The sequence below is a fragment of the Aminobacter sp. J44 genome (genome assembly GCF_007829415.1).
Taxonomy (GTDB): domain Bacteria; phylum Pseudomonadota; class Alphaproteobacteria; order Rhizobiales; family Rhizobiaceae; genus Aerobium.
The window spans coordinates 79,983-98,081 of the sequence record NZ_VLJG01000034.1 but is presented as its reverse complement, the minus strand read 5'-3'; the positions used below and the strand labels follow the sequence as shown (position 1 = coordinate 98,081).

At 64.5% G+C, this 18,099-nt stretch carries 15 protein-coding genes; 7 read left to right on the top strand and 8 right to left on the bottom strand.

Features of this window, described 5'->3' with window-relative positions:
• Positions 1 to 2,358: a xanthine dehydrogenase molybdopterin binding subunit gene (gene xdhB / locus L610_RS13385; protein WP_144705637.1), complete on the top strand. Its 2,358-nt coding sequence runs from the start codon at positions 1 to 3 to the stop codon at positions 2,356 to 2,358.
• A gap of 16 nt (positions 2,359 to 2,374) precedes the next feature.
• Positions 2,375 to 3,187 (top strand): xanthine dehydrogenase accessory protein XdhC, encoded by an 813-nt coding sequence (gene xdhC, locus L610_RS13380; RefSeq protein WP_144705635.1) that lies wholly within the window; start codon positions 2,375 to 2,377, stop codon positions 3,185 to 3,187.
• A 138-nt stretch (positions 3,188 to 3,325) separates the two neighbouring features.
• Here xdhC and L610_RS13375 read toward each other — a convergent pair whose 3' ends face one another.
• Positions 3,326 to 4,249, bottom strand: a complete 924-nt coding sequence (locus tag L610_RS13375; protein WP_144705633.1) for a LysR family transcriptional regulator — start codon at positions 4,247 to 4,249, stop codon at positions 3,326 to 3,328.
• Between the two features lie 146 nt (positions 4,250 to 4,395).
• Between L610_RS13375 and L610_RS13370 the strand changes: the two genes are divergently transcribed.
• The 3 genes from L610_RS13370 (at position 4,396) to L610_RS13360 (ending at position 8,373) form a co-directional block, all read left to right on the top strand.
• Complete coding sequence (locus L610_RS13370; protein WP_144705631.1) at positions 4,396 to 5,613, top strand: urate hydroxylase PuuD; 1,218 nt, start codon at positions 4,396 to 4,398, stop codon at positions 5,611 to 5,613.
• 181 nt (positions 5,614 to 5,794) lie between these two features.
• Positions 5,795 to 7,105, top strand: coding sequence for a guanine deaminase (gene guaD / locus L610_RS13365; protein ID WP_144705629.1), 1,311 nt, complete (start codon positions 5,795 to 5,797; stop codon positions 7,103 to 7,105).
• A complete protein-coding gene (locus L610_RS13360; protein ID WP_144705627.1) occupies positions 7,102 to 8,373 on the top strand; it encodes a glycerate kinase in 1,272 nt (423 codons plus the stop codon). Before guaD ends, L610_RS13360 begins: the two co-directional genes overlap by 4 nt.
• Here the strand turns inward: L610_RS13360 and L610_RS13355 are convergent.
• The 4 genes from L610_RS13355 to L610_RS13340 all read right to left on the bottom strand — a co-directional run bounded on the left by L610_RS13355 (position 8,370) and on the right by L610_RS13340 (position 13,867).
• Entirely contained in the window at positions 8,370 to 9,818 is a 1,449-nt protein-coding gene (locus L610_RS13355) for a UdgX family uracil-DNA binding protein (RefSeq protein WP_144705625.1), read from the bottom strand. The genes L610_RS13360 and L610_RS13355 overlap by 4 nt on opposite strands.
• Positions 9,818 to 11,053, bottom strand: coding sequence for a putative DNA modification/repair radical SAM protein (locus L610_RS13350; RefSeq protein WP_144705623.1), 1,236 nt, complete (start codon positions 11,051 to 11,053; stop codon positions 9,818 to 9,820). Before L610_RS13350 ends, L610_RS13355 begins: the two co-directional genes overlap by 1 nt.
• A gap of 61 nt (positions 11,054 to 11,114) precedes the next feature.
• Complete coding sequence (locus L610_RS13345) at positions 11,115 to 12,506, bottom strand: glutamine synthetase family protein (RefSeq protein ID WP_144705621.1); 1,392 nt, start codon at positions 12,504 to 12,506, stop codon at positions 11,115 to 11,117.
• Positions 12,503 to 13,867: an aspartate aminotransferase family protein gene (locus L610_RS13340; RefSeq protein ID WP_144705717.1), complete on the bottom strand. Its 1,365-nt coding sequence runs from the start codon at positions 13,865 to 13,867 to the stop codon at positions 12,503 to 12,505. Before L610_RS13340 ends, L610_RS13345 begins: the two co-directional genes overlap by 4 nt.
• A gap of 109 nt (positions 13,868 to 13,976) precedes the next feature.
• Here L610_RS13340 and L610_RS13335 point away from each other — a divergent pair, with 109 nt between their 5' ends.
• The gene (locus tag L610_RS13335; protein ID WP_144705619.1) at positions 13,977 to 14,423 is read left to right on the top strand and encodes a hypothetical protein; all 447 of its coding nucleotides are present in this window, start codon (positions 13,977 to 13,979) and stop codon (positions 14,421 to 14,423) included.
• Position 14,424: 1 nt separating this feature from the next.
• Here L610_RS13335 and L610_RS13330 read toward each other — a convergent pair whose 3' ends face one another.
• From L610_RS13330 to L610_RS13320, 3 genes are all read right to left on the bottom strand, one after another.
• Entirely contained in the window at positions 14,425 to 15,399 is a 975-nt protein-coding gene (locus tag L610_RS13330; protein ID WP_024847460.1) for a WD40 repeat domain-containing protein, read from the bottom strand.
• A 127-nt stretch (positions 15,400 to 15,526) separates the two neighbouring features.
• A complete protein-coding gene (locus L610_RS13325; protein ID WP_144705617.1) occupies positions 15,527 to 16,600 on the bottom strand; it encodes a GTP-binding protein in 1,074 nt (357 codons plus the stop codon).
• 69 nt (positions 16,601 to 16,669) lie between these two features.
• Positions 16,670 to 17,428: a creatininase family protein gene (locus tag L610_RS13320; RefSeq protein ID WP_024847458.1), complete on the bottom strand. Its 759-nt coding sequence runs from the start codon at positions 17,426 to 17,428 to the stop codon at positions 16,670 to 16,672.
• Positions 17,429 to 17,519: 91 nt separating this feature from the next.
• Here L610_RS13320 and L610_RS13315 point away from each other — a divergent pair, with 91 nt between their 5' ends.
• On the top strand, positions 17,520 to 18,026 hold the full coding sequence (locus L610_RS13315; RefSeq protein WP_024847457.1) for a MarR family winged helix-turn-helix transcriptional regulator: 507 nt from the start codon (positions 17,520 to 17,522) through the stop codon (positions 18,024 to 18,026).
• Positions 18,027 to 18,099 lie beyond the last annotated feature (73 nt).

The window sequence follows — 18,099 nt, the reverse complement described above, 5'->3', positions numbered from 1 at the left end:
ATGGGCAATCATCCAGTCCAGGACCTCAAGGCGACCCGCATCAAGGGCGGCGTCCATGCGCCCGAGCGGCACGATTCCGCGCACAAGCATGTTTCCGGCACCGCCATCTACATCGACGACATGCCGGAGCCGGCGGGCACGCTACATGCGGGGCTGGGGCTTGCCGGCGTCGCGCATGGCATCATCAAGTCGATGGACCTTTCGGCGGTGCGGAGCGCGCCGGGCGTGGTCGCTGTGCTGACCGCGAAGGACATTCCGGGCACTAACGACATCTCGCCGTCCGGCATGAACGACGATCCGATCCTTGCCGACGGCAAGGTCGAGTTCCACGGCCAGCCGATCTTCTGCGTGATCGCCGAAACGCGCGCGCAGGCACGCCGCGCCGCGCGGCTCGCCAAGGTCGAGTACGAGGAGCTGCCGGGCGTCTTCGACATCAGGGACCTCGACTTCGACAGCCACCCGCAGGTGTTTCCGCCGCTGACGCTGAAGCGCGGCGAGGCGACAGAGGCGATTGCGCAGGCGCCGCGGCGGGTGAAGGGTCGGATGCTGCTTGGCGGGCAGGATCATTTCTACCTCGAGGGGCAGGTGTCGATGGCCGTCCCCGGCGAGGATGACGAGGTGACGGTCTACTGCTCGACACAGGGGCCAAGCGAAACACAGCACATGGTGGCGCATGCGCTGGGCATTGCCTCGCATGCCGTCACTGTCGAGGTACGGCGCATGGGCGGCGGCTTCGGCGGCAAGGAAACGCAGGCGAACCAGTGGGCGGTGCTGGCGGCAATCGCGGCCAAGAAGCTCGGCCGGCCGGTGAAAGTTCGCCTCGACCGCGATGAGGACATGGCCGCGACCGGCAAGCGGCACGACTTCGCCATCGACTATGAGGTCGGCTTCGACGAGGAAGGCCGCATCCTCGGCGTCGACTACATCTTTGCGCTCAGGGCCGGCTTCTCGGCCGACCTGTCGGGCCCGGTGGGCGACCGCGCCCTGTTTCACTGCGACAACGCCTATTTCTTCCCGCATGTGCATGCGAAGTCGGCGCTCTTGAAGACCAACACCGTCTCCAACACAGCCTTTCGCGGCTTCGGCGGCCCGCAGGGCATGGTGGGTGCCGAGCGCGTGATCGAGGAAGTGGCGTTTGCGGTCGGCAAGGATCCGCTCGAGATCCGCAAGCTCAACTTCTACGACCCAATGGGCAGCGACGGCGGGCGCAACCTCACGCCCTATCACCAGAAGGTTGAGGACTGCATCATCCAGCAGATCGTCGCCGAGCTGGAGGAACGCGCCGACTATGCTGGCCGCCGCCGCGAGATCGCCGCGTTCAATGCCAACAGCCGCGTCATCAAGCGCGGCATTGCGCTGACGCCGGTCAAGTTCGGCATCTCGTTCACCAAGACCGAGTCCAACCAGGCCGGTGCGCTGGTGCATATCTATGCCGACGGTTCGGTGCACATGAACCACGGCGGCACCGAGATGGGGCAAGGGCTGCATCTCAAGGTGGCGCAAGTGGTGGCCGAGGAACTGCAGATCGACCTCGACCGGGTGCGCATCACCGCCACCACGACTGGCAAGGTGCCGAACACCTCGCCGACGGCGGCCTCATCGGGCGCCGACCTCAACGGCATGGCGGCGCAGGACGCAGCGCGGCAGATCAAGAAGCGGCTGATCGATTTTGCGGCGGAAAAGTACGGCGTGCCGAAGGAACAGGTCGTGTTCCTGCCAAACCGCGTTCGGGTCGGCAACCAAGAGATCCCGTTCAACGAGATCGTGCGCCAGGCCTATGTCGCGCGTGTGCAGCTGTCGGCGGCGGGCTTCTACAAGACGCCGAAGATCCACTGGGACCGCTCAGCCGGCAAGGGCCACGCCTTCTACTACTTCGCCTATGGCGCGGCATGCTCGGAAGTGTCGGTCGACACGCTGACCGGCGAGTACGTTCTGGAACGCACCGATATCCTGCACGACGTCGGCCGCTCGCTGAACCCGGCGATCGACCAGGGACAGGTCGAGGGGGGCTTCATCCAGGGCGCCGGCTGGCTGACCACGGAAGAACTGGTCTGGGACGAGAAGGGCCGGCTGCGCACGCACGCGCCTTCGACTTACAAGATCCCGCTCGCCTCCGACCGCCCAAAGATTTTCAATGTGGCGCTGACCGACTGGTCGCAGGCTTACGAGCCGACGATCCACCGCTCGAAGGCGGTCGGCGAGCCGCCGCTGCCGCTCGGCATTTCGGTACTGCACGCGCTGTCGGACGCGGTGGCGAGCGTCGCGGATCACAAGATCTGCCCGCGGCTCGATGCGCCGGCGACGCCGGAGCGCGTGCTGATGGCGATCGAGCGGCTGAAGGCCGAGTCCGGACGATAGAACGGTGGCGCAGGGCATGACCCCGCAGGCGCGACAGCTTCACGACTTCCTTGCCGCGTCGCCCGGCCTCGCGCTGGTCGAGATCAGCGAGGCGAAAGGCTCGACGCCGCGCGAGGTGGCTACCTGGATGCTGGTCTCGCCGACCGGCATCTTTGGCACCATCGGCGGCGGCCAGCTCGAATTCATGGCGGTCGCCCGCGCCCGTGAGATGATCGCTCAGAGGATCGGTACGGCGAAGCTCGACGTTCCGCTCGGCCCGGAGATCGGCCAGTGCTGCGGCGGGCGGGTGACGATCGACCTTGCGCTGGTTGATGACGAACTCAGGCAGACGATTCCCGCCCGCATCGCGGTCGAGGAGGAGACCCAGCCGAATGTCTTTCTGTTCGGCGGCGGGCATGTCGGGCATGCGCTTGCCAATGCCCTGTCCCTCCTGCCGCTGACGACGACGCTGGTGGAGACGCGGCCGGAGGAACTTGAGGGTGTCCCCGAAGGCATCAGGACCATCGGAACCGCGGTGCCGGAAGAGGTCGTGCGCGACGCGCGGCCGGACTCGGCCTTCGTGGTGCTCACCCACGACCATTCGCTGGATTTTCTGATCGTCGCCGAGGCGCTGGCGCGCGGCGATGCTGCTTATGTCGGCATGATCGGTTCGAAGACGAAGAAGGCGACCTTCCGCAGCTGGTATCTTCGCGAGGCGGGCGGAACCGAAGAGAGGTTCAGCAGGCTGATCTGCCCGATCGGCGGCACCGAGGTGAAGGACAAGCGGCCCGCCGTCATTGCCGCGCTGGTGACGGCCGAGCTCCTGCGCTACCTTCCCTCAAGAGGCTGAAGAAGCCCGGCGGAACCGTTTTACCCCTCAGGGTGTTTCTTTCACGAAACAAACTGAGGGAAGTACCATGAACAGCATCATCTATATCGTCGGCCTGGTGGTCATCGTCGTTGCCATCCTGTCGTTCCTTGGCATCGGCTAGGCCTTGCCGGACAGGATCTCGCGGATCATTCGCTGGCAACGCTCCGCCATGAAGTCGAGCAGCAGGCGGACCTTGGGATCCTGAAACTTCTTATGCGGGAAAACTGCGGCAAGCTGCACCGGCGGCGGCGGATTGTCCGGCAGGACGATTTTCAGCCTGCCATCCCGCAGGAATGGCTCGATGTCGAAGCGCGGCTTGTTGATGATCCCGCGACCCGCGAGCGCCCAGCCGGTAATCACGTCACCATCATCTGAATCAAACGGCCCGCGGACCTCGACCCTTCGCGGGCCTTCCGGCGTCTTGAGTGTCCACACGAACTCCTGCGCGCCCGGAAAGCGCAGTAGAAGGCAGTCGTGCCTGTCATTGACGAGGTCCTGCGGCGTCTTCGGCTCGCCCCGGCGCTCCAGATAGGACGGAGCCGCGGCCAGCACGCGCTCGCAGTCCATGATCCCGCGCATCCTGAGGCTGGAATCCTCCAGGTGTCCAAGACGGAAGGCGACGTCGATGCCTTCCTTCATGATGTCGACATGACGGTCGGAAAGGCGCAGTCGCACCTCGATGTCGGGATAACGGTCGTGGAATTCCGGAATGCCGGACGCGATCAGCCGGCGGCCGATGCCAAGCGGAGCGGTGACGCGGATCGTGCCGCGCGGCTGGCCTGAAAGAGCGGTCACCGCCGCATCGGCTTCGGCCMCGGCATCCAGTACTTTGCGCGCGCCTTCGTAAAAGACACGGCCGTGCTCGGTCGGTGAAAGCTGACGCGTTGTGCGGTTGAACAGGCGCACACCGAGGTACTTTTCCAGCTCCTTGATGCGGTTGGAAGCAACAGCGGGGGAAATGCGCAGGTCCCGCCCGGCAGCCGAGAGATTGCCAAGCTCGACCACCCGCACGAAGACGGCGATGTTGTCCAGATAGGCCATGTTGCTCGCTCCCCTGTCGGTCTTGAGCTACCATTTTCGCGATTTTTTTGAAAGTCATCGTGGCTCTTCCCTCTTTCGGATTGAACCACTTCCCGTAAGCTGCGCAGTGACAAGAATGCTGGGCGCACCAGCTATCGGGGACAAAGATGAACGACTACGCGATTTTCTGGGAATGGCTATCGTTTGGCGTGCGCTGGCTGCACGTCATCACCGCGATCGCCTGGATCGGCTCGTCCTTCTACTTCATCGCACTCGACCTCGGCCTCGTGAAGCGGGAGGGCATGCCGGAAGGCGCGCATGGCGAGGAGTGGCAGGTCCACGGCGGCGGCTTCTACCACATCCAGAAATATCTGGTCGCGCCGGCGCGAATGCCTGAGCACCTGACCTGGTTCAAGTGGGAGTCCTACTTCACGTGGATGTCGGGCTTCTTCCTGCTCGCCATCGTCTACTACGCGGGCGCGGACCTTTACCTGATCGATCCGAACGTCCTCGACGTGTCGCAGCCAGTGGCGATCCTGATCTCGATGGGTTCGCTGGTGCTCGGCTGGCTGATCTACGACCAGCTCTGCTGCTCGAAGCTCGCGAACAACGACACGCTGCTGATGCTGGTACTGTTCCCGATCCTGGTTCTGATCGCCTGGGGCTACACGCACCTCTTCACCGGCCGCGCGGCTTTCCTGCATCTCGGCGCGTTCACCGCGACGATCATGTCGGCGAATGTGTTCCTGATCATCATTCCGAACCAGAAGATCGTGGTGGCCGACCTGATCGCCGGCCGAAAGCCCGACCCGAAGTACGGCAAGATCGCCAAGACCCGGTCGCTGCACAACAACTACCTGACGCTGCCGGTCATCTTCCTGATGCTGTCGAACCACTACCCGCTGGCCTACGCCACCGAGTTCAACTGGGTAATCGCATCGCTGGTATTCCTGATCGGCGTGCTGATCCGGCACTACTTCAACACGGTGCATGCGCGGAAGGGCAATCCGCACTGGACCTGGGGCGCGGCGGCGGTGCTGTTCATCATTATCATGTGGCTGTCGACCGTGCCGTCCGCGCTCACCGGCGAAGAGAAGCCGTCGCCGTCAGCTGAGCGCTTCATGCAGTCGACCCATTTTGCCGCCGTGCGCGACACCGTCATGGGCCGCTGCTCGATGTGCCACGCGGCCGAGCCTGCCTGGGACGGCATCCACTTCACGCCGAAAGGCGTGCGGCTCGACACCGACGTCGCTGTCGCCGAGCATGCCCGCGAGATCTACCTGCAGGCGGGGCGCAGCCACGCCATGCCGCCTGCCAATGTCTCCGGCATCACCAAGGAAGAACGCGCGCTGATCGTCGCCTGGTTCGAAGAGGCGATGAAGTGAAGGATTTAGACGTTGGGCGCTGCCCCTCATCCGCCCTCCGGGCACCTTCTCCTCGTGAACGGGGAGAATGGAAGGCGGAACGGTCGCGGCAGTCGTTCCTCTCCCCGCTTACGGGGATAGCATGCCGGCAGGCAGGTGAGGGGCAACGCCAACGCTTCGCCTCGCAAGAAGGACACCACCGATGACCGAACGTCTGCTTCGCGGCCGCACGCTTTCGTTTCGTTCCCGCCCTGAAACCGTCGATGATCGCGCCTCGTACGTCTATGAGGAAGACGGGGGCATCCTTGTCTGCGGCGGCAAGATCGCCGCGGTCGGCCCCTATGCGCTGGTCGCGGAAAAGGCCGGTGAAGTCCCGGTCGAGGACCATCGTCCGCACCTGATCCTGCCCGGCTTTATCGATGCGCATGTGCATGTGCCGCAGATGCAGGTGATCGCCTCCTACGGCGCCGAGCTGCTCGACTGGCTCAACACCTACACCTTCCCGGAAGAAACGAAGTTCATCGACGCGCAGCACGGCCGCCGCATCGCGCGGCTGTTCTGCGACGAGATCATCCGCAACGGTACGACGACGGTCGCCGCCTATTGCTCGGTGCACCGGCAGAGCGTCGATGCCTTCTTTGCCGAGGCGCTGTCGCGCGACATGCTGGTGATTGCGGGCAAGGTGATGATGGACCGCAACGCGCCGGACGGCCTGCGCGACACCGCGCAGTCTGGCTATGACGACACCAAGGCGCTGATCGCCGAGTGGCACGGAAAGGGCCGGCTGCACTATGCGGTCACGCCCCGATTTGCCATCACCTCGACGCCGGAACAAATGGAGCTGGCTGGCGCGCTGATGCGCGAGCATCCGGACCTCCACATGCAGACGCATCTTTCGGAGAACAAGGCGGAGATCGCCTTCACGCAAGAGCTCTATCCCGCCTCCACAGACTACACCGACGTCTATGCCCGTTACGGTCTGCTCGGCCCGAAGGCGCTGTTCGGCCACTGCATCCACCTGTCGGACCGCGAGGCGGATGCGCTGTCGGAAAGCGGCTCGGTCGCCGTGTTCTGCCCGACCTCCAACCTCTTCCTTGGCTCCGGCCTGTTCGACTGGCAGGGCTATTCGAAGCGCTCAAAGCCGGTGCGAATCGCGGCAGCGACCGATGTCGGCGGCGGCACCTCCTATTCGATGCTGCGGACGATGGACGAGGCCTACAAGGTCGTGGCGCTGCAGGGCGAGAAGATGAACCCGTTCGCGGCCTTCTGGCAGATGACGCTCGGCAACGCCAAGGCGCTGTCGTTGGATGAGCGCATTGGCACGCTGGATGTGGGCACCGATGCCGACCTCGTCGTGCTGGACGCGACGGCGACGCCGGCGATGGCGCTGCGCATGGAAACCGTAAAATCGCTTGCCGAGGAACTGTTCGTGCTGCAAACGCTGGGCGATGATCGTCCCGTGAGGGAAACTTACGTTGCCGGTCGCCCCCTGAAGCGCGAACTGACGGCCTGAAAGTGATTACTGATCCACGCGAATTCTTCACCGCGCTGTTCAACGCGGCGGTTGCTGCCGCCGACCCGGAAAAGGCGATCCGCCAGTTCCTGCCCGCAAAGCCGAAGGGCCGCACCATCGTCATTGGGGCCGGCAAGGGCTCGGCGCAGATGGCTGCTGCCTTCGAAAAGGCCTGGGACGGGCCGATCGACGGCCTTGTCGTCACCCGCTACGGCTATGGCTGCGCGTGCGAGCGGATCGAAGTGATCGAGGCGGCGCATCCGGTGCCGGACGAGGCTGGTCTCGTTGCCTCGAAGCGGCTGTTCGAGAAGCTCGAGGGGCTGACGAGCGATGACCTGGTCGTCGCGCTGATTTCGGGCGGCGGCTCGGCGCTGCTGCCTTCGCCGCCAGAAGGTATGACCCTTGCCGACGAGATCGCGGTCAACGAGGCGCTGCTTGCCTCCGGCGCGCCGATCTCGGCGATGAACACGGTGCGCAAGCATCTTTCGACCATCAAGGGCGGGCGGCTGGCGCTGGCGGCGCATCCGGCAAAGGTCGTTTCGCTCCTCGTCTCGGACATTCCCGGCGACAACCCTGCCTTCGTGGCGTCGGGCCCGACGGTCCCTGATTGTGCGACCCGGCAGGATGCGCTGGCGATTGTCAATGCCTACCGGCTGAAGCTGCCGGAGGCTGCGATGCGGCATCTTGAGACGGATGCTGCGAACGCGCCCATGCCCGACGATCCGCGGTTTGCGGGCAACGAGGTTCACGTCATTGCCTCTGCCGCACGCTCGCTCGAAGCGGCGGCTGCAGAGGCTGAAAAGCGCGGGATCAAAGCGGTGATCCTGTCTGACTCGATGGAAGGCGAGGCGCGCGAGGTGGCGGGCGTTCACGCGGCGATGGCGCGCGAGATCGCAATGCGGGGGCGGCCATTTGAAAAGCCGGTGCTGCTGCTGTCGGGCGGCGAAACAACCGTGACGATCCGCGAAAAGGGCGGCAAGGGCGGACGCAACAGCGAGTTCCTGCTTGCGTTCGCGTTGGGAGTCGAGGGTGTCGAAGGGGTTCATGCCTTTGCTGCCGATACCGACGGCATCGACGGTTCCGAGAACAATGCCGGCGCTTTCGCCGACTTCACCTCGGCGGGCCGCATGCGGGCGGCGGGCGAGGACCCTAAGGCGGCGCTGATGCGCAACGATGCGTGGACGGCGTTTTCGGCGGTGAGTGACCTCTTCGTGCCGGGTCCCACCGGGACCAATGTCAACGACCTGCGGGCGATCCTGATCCTCTAAGAGGCGAGCTTCGCCACCGCCTGCATGTCCTTGAGGAAGCGGCCGCGCTCGGCGCGCGCCTCTTCTTTCTCGCGGATGCGCAGGATGAAGGACGGGTGGATGGTAAGAAACACCTTCAGTCCATCCTCGCGCGTAACGGTTTGGCCGCGCATGCGGGTGATGGGAACCGCCTTACCGAGCAACGACTGGGCGGCGGTGGCGCCCATCGCCACCACAAGCTCCGGCTTGATCATCTTCAACTCGTTGTCGATCCACCAGCGGCAGGCATTGACTTCACCCGCGTTCGGCTTCTGGTGCAGGCGGCGCTTGCCGCGCGGGACGAACTTGAAGTGTTTCACCGCATTGGTGACGTAAAGCTTCTCGCGGTCGATGCCGGCCTGTTCGATCACTTCGTCGAACACCCGGCCGGCCGGACCGACGAAGGGGCGTCCCGCCAGATCCTCCTGGTCGCCCGGCTGCTCGCCGACGAAGACGATCTTTGCGTTCTCGGGCCCTTCCCCGAAAACGGTCTGGGTGGCGTCGCGCCAGAGCGGGCAGCGGCGGCAGCCGTCAGCCTGCGCGCGCAGCTCTCCAAGGTTGCTGGCGACCTCGGGAACCTGTTCCTCCGAGGCCTTCTTCCAGACCCGTTCCTGAATCTTTGCGTGGTGGGGAGCCGGCATGGTCGGCATCGTCTCCAGCATCCTGCGGGCCGCGGCGTCCGCGCCCCTTATCAGATCCGGAATAAGCGAAGCCTCCGGAAGGTTCCGCCAGTACTTCTTCGGCATCTCGGCCTGCATCGCCTTCACCTTGAGACGGGCCGGGTTGAAGATGCTGGAGAAATAGGTGCGCCAGAGCTCGTTAGAGGTGTCCTCGCGCGGAACGTCGTTGCGGGTTGCGCCAGGTCCGATCGACAGTTTTTCGCCATCCCAGTCGGCGGAGGCGTGCGGCGTGAAGATCGTCCAGCGCATGCCGGTAAAGCGGCGGATGAAGAACGGCGCGTTGCGCTCAACGATGTAGTGCTCCGGCTCGAACCAGGCGACGTAGCGCTCGTCCTCGCCTTCGCCGATGCGCACGAAACGGACGAAGGCGCGCATCTTGTGGATGTCGCGGCGCACCGACTTTGCCATCTCGCGCAGCACGGCGACGTCCGGGTCGGAGGCAATCTTGAGAAGGKGCGGCTCGTCGCGCAAGCGCCAGAGCAGCCGGTAGAGAAGGGCAAGCCGCGCGGGATCGCGGTGGCAAATCACGCCCTCGGCGGCGTCGACGAACTCGCGAGGCACGTTGAGGATTTTGCCGTCCGGCACTTCCGGCAGGGAAATGCCGCCAGCGCCGAACAGGTCGGCCGAGGCTTGCGTCTGCCAGACGACGTCCTGCGGCGGTACGTCGTTCAGCACCAGCCGGCGGGCGGCGTCGCGCCAGCCAGCAAAGTCCGTCTCCCCTGCGAGCGTAACCGAATAGCTGACCATCAGAATAGCGACAGCTGCTTGGGTTGGGGCGCAAGCCGCTGGCGCAGGTTCAGCGCGTCGGTCGACCCGCCGGGGCTCCAGCCGTCCGCGATGATGAATGGTCGTACCTTGGCGATCGACACGCACAGGCGGCCGACGTCTTCCAGTCTGAGCCTTCGGTAGCGCCTGATGTCGAGGATGCGCTTGACCACCTTCGAGCCGATGCCGGGAATTCGCAGCAGCATTTCGCGGGGGGCGCGGTTGACGTCGACCGGGAAGACGTGGCGGTTGGCGAGCGCCCAGGCAAGCTTGGGGTCGATCTCGAGGTCGAGCATCCCGTTCGGCTGCGCGGCCACGATCTCGTCCTTTTCGAAGCCGTAGAAGCGCATCAGCCAGTCGGCCTGGTAGAGCCGATGCTCGCGCATCAGCGGCGGACGGATCAGGGGAAGCGCGGAGGATGAATCCGGGATCGGGCTGAACGCCGAATAGTAGACGCGGCGGAGCTTGTAGCCGGAATAAAGTCGCGACGAGGTCGTCAGGATTTCCGCGTCGGTGGTGGCGTCGGCGCCGACGATCATCTGTGTCGACTGCCCGCCCGGCGCGAAGCGCTGCTTGCGCTTTGTCTGCAGGGTTGGCTCAGACTTCTCCTCGATCTTGAGGCGCAGGTTCGCCATCGAAACGCGGATCGTCTCCGGCTTCTTCTGCGGCGCCAAGCGCTTCACACCCTCGTCGGTCGGCAGCTCGACATTGATCGACAGGCGGTCGGCGTAGAGTCCGGCTTGCTCGATCAGCTCGTCGCTCGCCTCAGGGATCGTCTTGAGGTGGATGTAGCCCTGGAAAGAGTGCTCGATGCGCAGACGCCGGGCGATCTCCACCATCTCGGCCATCGTCTCGTCAGGCGAGCGGATCACACCGGAGGAGAGGAACAGGCCCTCGATGTAGTTACGCTTGTAAAAGTCGAGCGTGAGCCTCACCACCTCATCGACGGAGAAGCGGGCGCGGCGCACGTTGGATGACGAACGGTTGATACAGTAGGCGCAGTCGTAGATGCAGAAATTCGTCAGCAGGATTTTTAGGAGCGAGATGCAGCGCCCGTCGGGGGCGTAGGAGTGGCAGATGCCGCTCCCTTCGGTCGAGCCGATGCCTTTGGACTTGAGCGAGTTGCGGCCGGCGGCACCGGAAGACGCGCAGGACGCATCGTACTTCGCAGCGTCGGCGAGGATGCTGAGCTTTTCACGGAGGGACAGACCAGACATATGTTCTACATATGTTCCGGACGAACTTCCGTCCAATCACGATTTTCGTAAAGTGCGAAACTCAGACCTCGTGCAGGTAGAGGTGGTAGTCGAGCTCGCTCACCGTGCGGGCAACGCGCAAGTACTCTGCGCGCTTGATGGCCGTGAAGGTGCGGTGCATGTCCTCGCCCAGCGCTTCTTTAAGAAAGCTGGAGGCCTCCGCCGCCTTGATTGCCGACAGCCAGTCGGCCGGCATCTCCGCACCATTGGCGCGCTCGCGTTCGTAGCCGTTGCCGGTCGTCTCAGCGCCGGGGTCGAGCTTTTCGTCGAGGCCCTTCGCTATGCCTGCAAGAACCGTGGCCGCAACGAGATACGGGTTCGCATCGACGCCGGACGGGCGGTGCTCGATGCGGCGGGCAGACTTCGAGCCTGCCGGCACGCGCAAGGCGACCGAACGGTTGTTGACGCCCCAGGTCGGTGCGACTGGCGCATATGACTGGGAGACAAAACGGCGCCAGGAGTTCGCGTGCGGCGCAAAGACCAGCATCGACTCCGCCATGGTGGCGGTGAGTCCGCCGAGCGCATGCAGCAGCGTCGGGGACCACTCGCCGTCGCGCTCCTCGGTGAAGACGTTTCGGCCCTCGCCATCCTGCATCGAGACGTGCAGGTGCATTCCCGAGCCAGCATAGCGCTCGATGGGCTTTGCCATGAAGCAGGCGGTGACGCCGTGGCGGCGCGCCTGCATGCGCACGAGGCGCTTGAGCATCAAAAGGTCGTCGGCTGCGCGCAGGATGTCCTTGCGGTAGTTGAGCGTCAGCTCGTACTGGCCGGGAGCGTATTCCGAGATGACTGTCTCGGCGGGAATGCCTTGCGCGGCTGCGGCCTTGTAGATGTCCGAGAACAGCGGCTCCATGCCGTGCAGGTGATCGACCGAATAGACCTCGGTCTTGTTGCTGGCCCGGCCGTCGAGCACCGCACGGGCAGGCTGGACGCGGCCCTCGCTGTCGCGCTCATTGGAAAGCAGGAAGAACTCGAGCTCGAACGCGCCGGCTGGATAGAGGCCGCGCGCGGCAAACGCGTCGACCTCGCGCTTCAGCGCATGGCGGGGGTCGCTGGTCATCGGATTGCCGTCGAGGTCGTACATCGACAGGAGCACCTGCCCGCGCGGCGGGTTAGTGCCGTGCAACGGCACCAGAGAGCCGGGGATCGGCCAGGCCCGCAGATCGCCATCGCCGGCGTCCCAGATCAGGCCCGTCTCGTGAACATCCTCGCCGACGATATCGAGGCCAAGGATCGAGATCGGCAGGTGGCGGCCGTTCTCATAAACGCCCTGCAGCTCGTGGCGGCGGATGATCTTCCCACGGCCGATGCCATTGGCATCCGTCAGGACGATGTCAAAGGCTTCGATTTCAGGATGGGCATCGAGGAAGGACAGCGCTTCCTCGACGCTCGAACCGGATGGGGAAAGGGTCACTCTGCCAGCTCCGAGACGATATCGTCGAACGCCTCAATGAGGCGGTCTACATGCTTTTCCTTTGTCGCCGGCGAGACCAGCATCATGTTGTGGAACGGCGCGATCAGGCAGCCGCGGTTGACGAGACCGAGGTGGATGGCCGCCTCCAGTTCCGGCGCGTGGGCAGCGGCGGCCTCGGTGCCGTTGGCGAGCGGGCCCGGCGCGCAGATGAACTCGACGCGGGCGCCGACGCGGACGACGTGCCAGCCGAGCTCGTTGTCGTCGATGGCTTCGGCAAGGCCCTGCTGCAGGCGGTCGGCGAGCTCTTCCATGTGCTCGTAGGCTTCCTCGGTCATCACATCTTCCAGCATCGCGCGCATGGCGGCGAACTGGAGCGGGTTGGCCGAGAGCGTCGTGCCCATGCCGGAATAGCCGGGCTCCTTGGTCTCGAGATAGGCCTGCCAGCGTGCGGCGACTTCTTCCGTCATGCCCCAGACGCTGGCGGGGACGCCGCCGGCGATGGGCTTGCCGAGGACGAAGAGGTCAGGCTCCAGCCCGTAGCCGCGCGTGTAGCCGCCGGGCCCCGTCGAGATGGTGTGGGTCTCGTCGATGAGGAGCAGCGTGCCGTATTTGCGGGTGACCTCGCGCAGCTGCTCGTGGAAGCCGGGCTCGGGCAGCACCATACAGGAATTGGTCATCACCGGCTCGGTAATGACGCAGGCGATGTCCCTTTCGGCAAGCGCGCGCTCGACCGCCTCGATGTCGTTAAACTCGACCACGACCGCGCCGCGGGTGAGGTCGCGGAACTCGCCTGCCAGCCCTGCCTTGTTGACCTGCCAGCCATGGCGCAGCTGCACGAAGGTCTCGTCGACCGAGCCATGATAGCAGCCGTTGAAGACGAGGATCTTCGGGCGGTTGGTGACGGCGCGCGCAACGCGCAGCGCAAAGCGGTTGGCGTCGGTGGCGGTGGTCGCGATCTGCCAGTAGGGCAGGCCGAAGCGTTCAACCAGCAACTCACCAACCATCAGCGCGTCATCGCTCGGCAGCATGTAGGTGAGGCCGCGCTTGCTCTGGCGCTTAATTGCCTCAACCACCGGCTCTGGCGAATGGCCGAACATAGAGCCGGTATCGCCGAGGCAGAAGTCGGCGAGCTTGTTGCCGTCGATGTCCTTGATCTTCGCGCCTTCGGCCTTCTTGACGATGAAGGGGAACGGCATCGGCCAGTCTTGCATCCAGTGCATCGGCACGCCACCGAGATAACCTGCCGCTCCCTGGCCGATCAGTGCCTTCGACTGCGGGCGCGCCGCTGCATAAATCTCCGCCTCGCGCTCCCTGAAGGCGGTGATGCGGGCGCGGCTGATGCCGCCGATGGTCCCAGTCATGTCGTCCACGCAATTTCCTCCAAACGCCTGCAAGTTCCTAGCCTTGCCGCAAAGGAGCCGCAACCACCCAGCACAAACAAGGTTGACGCGATTCGCAGGAGGTTCGGGAATGCGGCTAGGGGTGGCAATGGTGATGGCCGTGCTGGCGAGTGGGCCAGCCATGGCGTCCGGAGGCATCTCGTGCGAGGCGGATTACGGAAACGCGCGCATCAGCATCAGCGGCGGCGTGTCGCGGGGCATGGGCAGCGCGCTGTTCAGCCTCGACGGTTCACTCGAGGTGAACGATCCTGAGATCGCGGAAGACCTGCGCAAGGTCGAGTTCGCTCGCGAGCACGTCGCCCAGTATTGGCTCGATGGTGACGGATTGAAGCTGAAGCTCTATCGCGAGCGGGAGGGCGATGCTCCGCACGGCTATGTCGAGGCGACGATCTTGAGCGCGACGTCAGGCGAAGACACGGGCTCGTTCCGGATCGAGGTCTACGACATGACGGACGTGACCGACGGCGAGGCGAAGACCGCCTCGCTCAGCGGCAAGATCAGCTGTTTCGCCGAATAGCTCAGCCCGCGACGTCGATGACGCCGCAGTCTCCAGCTTCGCTGCCGAAGGCGAGGCGGCGGCCTTCACCGTCCCAGGTCATCGAGGTGATTGCGCCCTTGCCCGGCCGGCGCAAAAGGATTTCCTTCTGGTCCGCCACGCGCGCCGCCATGATCATGCCGTCGGCATAGCCGATGGCGAGGATCTCGTCGGTGGTGTGGAAGGCGACCGAGGTGACCAGGGTGTCGCCGCGCGTGCCGAGCTCAAGCGGTGCCTTGCCGATCGGGCCGTCTTTGGTCAGGAATGGCCACACGATGGCAGCCGGAGCGCCGGAGCTTGCGAGCCAGCGGCCCTTGTTGCTCCAAGACAGGCTCTTCACCTTGGCCGGGTAGCCGGCCATTCGCATGTGCTTGCCGTCGGACAGCTTCCAGCCGTGCAGGGCGTTTTCCTGCATCGCGGTGACGAGGAAATTGCCGTCGGGCGAGAAGGTGACCATGGTGTGCGCGCCGGCCCATTCAAGCTCCACCGGCTTGCCGGCGGCTGCGGGGAAGTGCAGCGTCGCGCCATTGTAGCGGGCGACGGCGATGCGCAGGCCCTTGGGCGCGAAGGCAATGCCCTCGACGGAGCGCTGGTGCTGGAAATCATTGACCGTGCCATCAGGCAGGCGGACATGGGCAACGCGGCCAGCGCCGAAGGCGATCGCGCCGCGCGGCCCAGCCGCAACCGTGTTCACCCACTTGCGGCCGATATTGGCGACCTCGGTGACGGTGCCGTCCGCGGCGATCGAGCATACGCGGCCGTCCTCGCCGCCAGTGACCAGCGCCTTGCCATCGAGGGCCGGGACTGCACAGAGCAGGCCGTCATGCGCCTCGGTCGTCTGCTGGCCATGGTCCAGTCGGTGCACAGTGCCGTCCGCCAGCGCGAAGAACGGCACGCCGTCCAGCCAGCACGCGGTGATGCAGTGTCCGTCGAGATCAATGGGAGCGACAGTTGGCACGGGTCAGAATTCCTCGGATTGCGGCGCGCGAAGCGCAGTCATCGTGAGCCCCGGAATACGTGGGCAAGCGCGTCACGTAAAGACGCCGGACGCACGAGGCGCCCGGCGGGCATTTTTTACTTGGCAATCAAGCGGCCTGGCAGGCCTCGAAGGTGCGCTTGAGGCGCTCGGCATCGAGCTCGCGGCCGATGAAGACGAGACGGCTTTCGCGCTTCTCGTCATCCTTCCACGGACGCTGGTGGTCGCCTTCGAGGATCATGTGCACGCCCTGGACGACATAGCGGTCCGGATCGTCCTTGATGGCGATGATGCCCTTGAGACGAAGGATGTTCGGGCCGTCCATCTGCGTGGTCTTCTCGAGCCACGGGAAGAACTTCTTCGGGTCCATCTCGCTGGCGCGCAACGAGATCGAGGTCACGCCAACATTATGGATCGGGGAGACGCCATGATGGTGGTGGTGATCATGGTGATGGTGATCGTGGTCACAATCCGGGCCGCAGACGTGATCGTGGTCACAATCCGGGCCGCAGACGTGATCGTGGTCATGCTCGTCCGCGTCGAGGAAGTGCGGATCGCTCTCCAGCACGCGCGACAGGTCGAACGCGCCGCGATCGAGAACTTCCTTCAGATCAACGGCCGAGCGCTGCGTCTTGTGGATCCGAGCGGTCGGGTTGATCGCACGGACGGCAGCTTCAACGTCACGCAGCTCGTCCTCGCTGACGAGGTCGGTCTTGTTGAGAATGACGACGTCGGCGAACGCGATCTGGTCTTCCGCTTCCTTCGAATCCTTGAGGCGAAGCGGCAGGTGCTTTGCGTCGACCAGTGCCACGACTGCGTCGAGCTTGGTCTTGGCGCGGACGTCATCGTCCATGAAGAAGGTCTGCGCGACCGGGGCGGGGTCGGCAAGGCCGGTGGTCTCGACAAGGATGGCGTCGAAGCGGCCGGGGCGGCGCATCAGGCCCTCGACGGTGCGGATCAGGTCACCGCGCACCGTGCAGCAGATGCAGCCATTGTTCATCTCGTAGATTTCCTCGTCGGATTCCACGATCAGGTCGTTGTCGATGCCGATCTCGCCAAATTCGTTGACGATGACGGCGTAGCGCTTGCCGTGGTCCTCAGTGAGGATGCGGTTCAAAAGGGTGGTCTTGCCGGAGCCGAGATAGCCGGTGAGCACCGTCACCGGAATTTGCGCCTGCGTCATGTCCTAGCCTCTGGGCTGAATTTGATTGGTGAAGAGCATATAGGACGGCGGAACCGCGATTGCACGTCTCTAGCGCAAGCTGTTGAGGTCAAACTTCGCGACATCCACCAGCAGTTCGACGAAACCGCGCCCAGCGTGATCCAGCATGTCGTTGCCGGCCTCCGCATTTGCGGCTGCCGCATTGCCGACAACGCCCTCTGGCGACAGGTCGCTCATCTTCCAGCCAAAGGCATGCGGGCCATACGCGCGCAGGTGCTTGAATTCCTGTTCGAAGCGGGACTGTGCCGATTCAAAGTCGCGTGCCTTCGCCATGTCCACGAGGTCCGGGCGCAGCGCCAGCATCACGCTTGTCTCGATGAAGCCGCCGTGGATGCCGCGTGCCTTCTCTTCCGGTGACACCCATTTCGAGGGATAGCCGAAACGGGTCCAGCTTGAGGCAACTGCCAGCATCGAGTGGCGCACCCGAAGTTCGGTGGTGACGATCGTCATCAGCGGCGAGTTGCCGCCATGCGCGTTGAGGAAGACGAGGCGGCGGATGCCGCGCGCCTTGACCTGTTCGCCGATCCCGATCCAGCGGTTGATCGCTTCGTCGAAGGTGAGGGTCTTCGTTCCGTCGACATCCATGTGCTCGGGCGAATAGCCGACCGGTTCGACCGGCAGGAATTCGACCTCGAGGCTTTCGGGGAGCATTGCCTCGACGCGCCTGGCCACGCCTTCGGCGATGATGGTGTCGGTCTCGAAGGGCAGGTGCGGGCCGTGCTGCTCGGTGGCACCGAGAGGCAGGACGGCTATCGCAGCGTCGCCTCGAAAAACTTCGTTGGCTGTCATGTTTCTGTTATTGGGCTCTGCGATGGGGGAGTAAGCCGGCACGCTATCCCCGGGGCACGGCGTGGGCAATCCCGTATCGCAGGAGGACAGGATGTCGAAAGCGAACAGATCGGCAGTGATGGCCAAGCTGCAGGCAACGGCCAGGCTGTCGCGCACCGCGCTTGCCGCCCGCTTGCTGGCGCACGGGTTCTATGCTGGGCAGGACCAGATCATGATCGCGCTGGATCGCGAGGACGGCCTGACCCCTGGGCAGCTCGCGGCGCGGCTGGGCGTGCGGCCACCGACCATCACCAAGGCTATCAACCGGCTCCAGTCGCAAGGTTTCGTCGAGAAGCGCGCCTCGGCGACGGACGCCCGGCAAGCGCACATCTTCCTCACCGAGGAAGGCCGCAACGCGATCCGCGAGATCGAGAAGGCGGTGCGCAAGAACGAGAAGCGCGCGCTGAAGGGCCTCGACAAGAAAGAGCAGAAAACGCTGATGAAGCTGCTCAGCCGGATCGAGGATAACCTGTCGTCGACGAAGCAGCTCGACCGGGCGGTGCAGGCGGCGGAAGAACGGGACGATGAGCCGGAGCCCGAAGAGACGGAAGACGCCTGAAGATTTCCCTTGCGTCCGGCCGGACCTTGGCAGAATTGTCATTTCACATGACATCTGATTTTCGGTCCTCGAC